The 5,253-nt window shown below is 53.0% G+C and carries 9 protein-coding genes; 5 read left to right on the plus strand and 4 right to left on the minus strand.

What is annotated here, in order from left to right; translation table 11 throughout:
- Window positions 1–160 precede the first annotated feature (160 nt).
- The 3 genes from ACOSYY_RS00985 to ACOSYY_RS00995 are packed head-to-tail and all read left to right on the plus strand — an operon-like array spanning window position 161 to window position 1,070.
- Window positions 161–499: a hypothetical protein gene (locus tag ACOSYY_RS00985; protein ID WP_421660368.1), complete on the plus strand. Its 339-nt coding sequence runs from the start codon at window positions 161–163 to the stop codon at window positions 497–499.
- A gap of 56 nt (window positions 500–555) precedes the next feature.
- Window positions 556–822, plus strand: coding sequence for a type II toxin-antitoxin system Phd/YefM family antitoxin (locus tag ACOSYY_RS00990; RefSeq protein ID WP_421660369.1), 267 nt, complete (start codon window positions 556–558; stop codon window positions 820–822).
- Window positions 819–1,070, plus strand: coding sequence for a type II toxin-antitoxin system RelE family toxin (locus ACOSYY_RS00995; RefSeq protein WP_421660370.1), 252 nt, complete (start codon window positions 819–821; stop codon window positions 1,068–1,070). The genes ACOSYY_RS00990 and ACOSYY_RS00995 overlap by 4 nt, the downstream gene beginning before the upstream one ends.
- A 106-nt stretch (window positions 1,071–1,176) precedes the next feature.
- Here ACOSYY_RS00995 and ACOSYY_RS01000 read toward each other — a convergent pair whose 3' ends face one another.
- On the minus strand, window positions 1,177–1,497 hold the full coding sequence (locus ACOSYY_RS01000; RefSeq protein WP_421660372.1) for a heavy metal-binding domain-containing protein: 321 nt from the start codon (window positions 1,495–1,497) through the stop codon (window positions 1,177–1,179).
- Between the two features lie 98 nt (window positions 1,498–1,595).
- A complete protein-coding gene (locus ACOSYY_RS01005) occupies window positions 1,596–2,435 on the minus strand; it encodes a phospholipase effector Tle1 domain-containing protein (RefSeq protein ID WP_421660373.1) in 840 nt (279 codons plus the stop codon).
- 286 nt (window positions 2,436–2,721) lie between these two features.
- On the opposite strand from ACOSYY_RS01005, the gene ACOSYY_RS01010 reads away from it, so the two are divergent.
- Both ACOSYY_RS01010 and ACOSYY_RS01015 read left to right on the plus strand, forming a co-directional pair.
- A complete protein-coding gene (locus tag ACOSYY_RS01010; protein WP_421660375.1) occupies window positions 2,722–2,949 on the plus strand; it encodes a hypothetical protein in 228 nt (75 codons plus the stop codon).
- The gene (locus ACOSYY_RS01015; RefSeq protein ID WP_421660377.1) at window positions 2,946–3,284 is read left to right on the plus strand and encodes a type II toxin-antitoxin system PemK/MazF family toxin; all 339 of its coding nucleotides are present in this window, start codon (window positions 2,946–2,948) and stop codon (window positions 3,282–3,284) included. The genes ACOSYY_RS01010 and ACOSYY_RS01015 overlap by 4 nt, the downstream gene beginning before the upstream one ends.
- 326 nt (window positions 3,285–3,610) lie before the next feature.
- Here ACOSYY_RS01015 and ACOSYY_RS01020 read toward each other — a convergent pair whose 3' ends face one another.
- Both ACOSYY_RS01020 and ACOSYY_RS01025 read right to left on the minus strand, forming a co-directional pair.
- Window positions 3,611–4,297, minus strand: coding sequence for a hypothetical protein (locus ACOSYY_RS01020; RefSeq protein WP_421660378.1), 687 nt, complete (start codon window positions 4,295–4,297; stop codon window positions 3,611–3,613).
- A 26-nt stretch (window positions 4,298–4,323) separates the two neighbouring features.
- Window positions 4,324–5,253: DUF4419 domain-containing protein (locus tag ACOSYY_RS01025; RefSeq protein ID WP_421660379.1), on the minus strand; the 930-nt coding region annotated here is incomplete at its 5' end.

Below are 5,253 nucleotides of genomic sequence, written 5' to 3' on the forward strand. Positions count from 1 at the left end.
GGTATCATCTAACGGCGAGGGCAAGCGGCGTCATGGCCCGCAAGGCTCAGGTTCGTGATCTTGTGGTGTTTCATTTCTCGCCGCGCTATACCGACCAGGCCGAGACAGTAGAAAGGGAAGCTATGGAAGCGTTTCACGCAAACGTAGAGGGAGGTTAGGGGTGAACGATCTCAGCAAGTATGCGCTCTATTTCTTGTTAGGCGGCTCGATCGTGAGCTTCTCCACCTATCTCGGCTCACAAGGTAAATCGTTCCTGGCCGCCATGGCCAGCACCTTTCCCGCCATCACCGGCGTCACCTTTATTCTGCTCTACGCAAACGGTGGTGGATCGACGACGGTCGACTATGCCAAGAACTTGCTGTGGTTCGTCCCGCCCTGGATCGTCTACGTTCTTGCCATGATCATGGGCATCCCCCGCCTCGGCTTTTGGCCGACCATGGTGGGATCGCTCGTCCTCTATGTGGGATGCATCGGGCTGGTGAAGATGTTGTTGCGCTAGTCTGGCTTGAAAAAGGGTACCTTATTGCGTACACTTCATGAACAGGAGGCAAGACCATGACCAAGACCATGTCTCTCAAAGAGGCTCGCTCTCGATTCTCTTCCCTGATTGATAAAGCTGATCGCTTGTCAGAACGGTTCATTGTGACCAAGAACGGAACTCCGAAAGCTGTTGTAATGGGAGCTGAGGAATATGAAAGCTGGGTGGAAACCCTCGAACTGCTTTCGAATCCAAAAACAGTCAAGGCCCTCCAGCAAGGCTTGAAAGATGCGAAGGCTGGGAGAGTGCATTCGTTCAAGGATGTGTTCGGCCAAGATCAGTGAAACAAATCAGACTGACCCATCAGGCCATCAAAGATCTCGAGGCCTTCGATTATGGAATCCGCGAACGCATTAAAGAATCTCTCCGCCACCTAGCCAACCATCCTTCCGAAGGCAAACCGCTCAAAGGTCGATTTCAGAAGGACAAGGTGTGGTCCTACCGAGTCTGGCCGTATCGTGTTCTATACCGCACAGTACCCGGCTGGATCGAAATTCTGTCGATTGAACATCGTAAAGACGTGTACCGGTAAGCATTGCTTCTTCTTACTGCTGTTGCGGAATCCCTTATGCTGAATCTGAGATGTATAACCAGGTTGGAGCTTGTGCGATGATAGTTTCGCCAGCCTGCCGCATGTGTTACTCAATCACCACTGCCGTTCCGCTGGCGCTGACCATCAACATACTGCTATTGGTACCGATGGTTTCATAATCAATGTCGATGCCGATAATCGCATTGGCGCCTAAGTTCTTGGCCTGCTCACGCATCTCTTCGAGGGCGATATCCTTGGCCTTGCGGAGTTCTTTTTCATAGGCCGCCGATCGGCCGCCGACGATGTCCCTGATCGACGCGAAAAAATCCCGAAAGATGTTCGCGCCTAGGATCGCGTCGCCGGACACCAATCCCAGATACCTCACGGCTTTCTTGCCTTCAATATTGTTGGTCGTCGACAGAATCATGCTTCCTCCGGGTTAAGTGCCATCATCCTTGAAAGAGTTGCATCGCCAAGCCTTTTGCCGAGTTGTCTTACAGAAGAGCACATCCAAACCCACTGACCCTACCCACGAGTAATAACGACACCGGTGGGCGGGTCATTGTGCGCCCTTCCCTCTAATTGCCCTCGGGCTTTGACCGACTCATGCACCAAATCGCCTGGATTGATCGTTCGCTGTGGATCTTTTATTGGGTCGAAACTCTTGGAAACGACGGCATCCGGATCGCACAGGATCTCATGTTGCTTCAACTTGTCCTCGACGACAGGAAGTCCAACTTCCTTGGCCCGCCGGAGCATCCAACAGAGGGCAATATTTCCAAGACCAGGACATTGTCCACCTCCAATATCGGAATGAACTCCACGAAACCACACTTCCTGTAGGCGATCTCCAATTACTCCCCCCTTCCTCGGTATGACTCGGGTTGGACAAAAGTTCCCTCGACGCTCATCAAGCGCCATCGCGTGGTAACATTTTTTCACATTGTCGGGCAGGGTGAGATCCCAACCAATATTCAGATCATTCCCTGGGAGACCGAAACAGGCAACCGTGTCCCAAAGACCGAGAAAGCGCACTTCGGCTCCCGACTTTTCCTCCTGCACTTGATTCGCGAAGTGCAGAGCAAGAGCCGCTCCTCGACTGAACCCAATAATGTCGATCGTCCGATCCCCCTCGGCAAAATACTGATTCAGTTGCTCCATCGCTCTGGCGATCCGAAACCGCCCGCCCGCTCCTGCCAGACCCCCGAGGAGCTTTCCAATAAATCCAATCCGCGACCCTACTCCCTCCAAGTAAAACACATTCATATCAAGAGGAAGGCATTTGCAGAATGCGAGAACGTTCGTCTCCTTGATTTCATCGGCTTCGTCGACATTCCACGTTCCATCAAAAGCATAGAGCGCCATGGGGATCCCTCCCTGTTTCCGTTCAATAGTCTTGCGTTTGGTCGCATCAAACACTAAGGGACTTGGTATTGGGATAAACGAATGCAACGCATATCATGACCGGCTACGATATACCAGAGCAGTCTCGAGACCATCGGCGCCGCATTCTGGATCGCTATCCGATGATCGACCACCGACCATGAGCTGCTACAGTTGTGTGGAATCGGGCGGAGACATCCCGACGGTTGTCAGCTTGCCCGAACGATCAATGCTGTATACAATACAGCATTCGCCTAAGGGAGGTGCCATGGCAATCCGACTGAACATCACGATGGATGACGATATTTACGCGAGACTCAAGCAGGAAGTGCCTCCGAAGAAGATCAGCGCATTTATCTCCTCCGCCGTGCGGGCGAAACTTCATCCAGACACAAAGACACTCGATGCAGCCTATCGGGCCGCCCGGAAAGAGCGCTGGCGGAAAGAATTGGAGGATGACTGGAAAAACACGGAAGACGAAGGATGGCCCAAGTGAGAAAGCTGCCCCGTCGAGGAGACGTTTACTGGGTGGCGTTGGATCCGACGATCGGATCTGAAATCAAGAAGACCAGGCCTGCCGTAATCGTGTCAAACAACTCTTGTAATACCTTCGGCTCTCGCGTGGTGGTCCTGCCGCTGACCAGCAATGTCGATTCGGCGTATCCCGGTGAAGCCATGGTCGTCGTCAACGGTAAGCCCGCTCGGGTGTTGGGCGACCAAATCCGATCATTGGACAAATCACGATTGCGTTCGAGAATCGACACCTTGAGCCACGAAGAACTGGCTGCCGTCGACGAAGCGATTCGCATCACGCTTGCCTTGCAGCCTTGACCCAAGCAAAAGCTTTCGCAGCTACCATTAATCGCGTGAAGAACCATTGCGTGAAAAAGAAAACTGTGCTGGAAGGACGAGGCAACGATGATCGCCGGATACGAACGCGGTGCTTTCAGACCGGTTAAGAATCAGGATGTGGCCAAGAGAGACCATGGAAGCCGGCCGGCGTTACACGTAGAAGGATCCAGATTGTGGCACTAAAGGGTGGTTCGATCGGAAGACGGTCCGCATCTAAGTGTTGCCGTCCCGTATCTGGATCCCTGCGCGGCGTGCGCCACGCTCGAGGGGTGGGACTCTCGTGACGGTCGGAATGCGTGACGGTTTCATTCTGTGCTTCGTGTTGGGTCAGTCAAGGAACGAAGAAATGGTTCGAGATGGTGCCCTGCACACTGAAAAAGCTCACGAGTGTTTACAAGGATACCGATCGTAATATGGACGAAATCCTTCCGACCCATGCGGGTGACGCACTCCTGCAAGTAACTGAGTCGCGCTTCAATCGTTTCCAGCCTTGGACCTGCAAGAGCATAGCACTTGCTGAGAACCCACTTGATCCGGTCCAACGCCTCCCTTATCTGGATCTGTTCCTCTGGTGTGAAAGGTCGATTGTCCTGATCAGAAGCCATCTTCAGAAGCTGGGTATCACCCGAGGCCGTGCTCCAGAGATCTGACGTGTTGAGTTCGGTCGTTAAGCAGGTAACCCAGTCATGAAAACCGCGTACGACGTCGTTCCAATCCCAGTAATGATGTGTTTCACGAAAACGGTCACGCCCTGGTGAACTGAGGATGCTATATCTAAAAGTACGGCAAGCACCTGTGAGCTCCATGACGGAGCCTTCACCCACCCCGACCGTGAAAAAGTATTGAGTCATCCGGTGATTGAGGGAGGTTGAATGCTCGTTCTCCGTGAGGATAAAGTCTCCCCGTGAAAAACCATTAATCTGCAGGGCAGCCAATAAGTCGTTCTTCTGCTTCTTCAGTAAGACTTGTTCGTTAGGCGTAGGCATGGTCAACGAGAAATTTCCGTAGCGGCCTGGCGCTACAGCATGACATCTGGTTGGAACTCGGGATCATCAAAATAGTACCGCCCTTCAGCGGCTGTGACTCGTTGCAAAAACGACAAGAAACCATGAGCGATGACCATGACACTATTGTGAACAAATTGTTGACCATCCGGTTGGCCAACAGCAATCCACCACGACGAACTTTCATGTTGGTTGACCGCAAACGGCACATAGACAATGGCCCGTCCGTCGGCGAGGTCCATAAAATGGATACCTGGGGAAAAAATCCGGACGTTGCTGCTCCAAATCTGCCTCGGCGTCAGATCGGAGAGTGGTCTCAACACCCATGGATGCGAGGTGGTGCCGTAAAATACCTGCCCGTCCTCATAGTTGTGCATGAGCCGCACACACTCTTTCGGCATGCCGGTGTCGTCTATCAGGGCATACTGCTTATGACGCTCCTGCTCCGTGTGTGGCATGGCTTCTTTCTGTGGTGGTTCGCTTAGCGCGGCAACCGAAGTCAACAGAGAAAGCACCCGCGAGGTTTCATCTTGCTCCAAGACCGCCCACCCGATTTCAGGCTCGAGCTGACCAGTGTTCACCTCCTGTTTCACCCCAATGAATCCGGCAATCAATTCCATCTCTTTCCCAGGGTGACCCGGTGAAGACTTGATTATGAACGGAGCGCGAGAGAGACCTGTCGGCACACGCTTAGGCGACAATCCACACTCGCTGATCAGGTGCGCTCGGGTGATTTCCAAAATCGGATTCCTGACGGTCGGAGCCTTGGTGATGGAATCTTTGATGTAAGGAAAGAGGTCTGCCAGCCATCCCGTAATGAGTGATCCCCCGTACACCTCCTTTGGACTAAAGATGTGTTTCCAGAACGTCTGGGACGGGTGCCCTTGGACCGTATCGATGAACCCATCACAAATCGGCTTGAGCCGGTCCGTCCACCACTCGAG

It is taken from the genome of Nitrospira sp. BLG_2 (assembly GCF_049222245.1).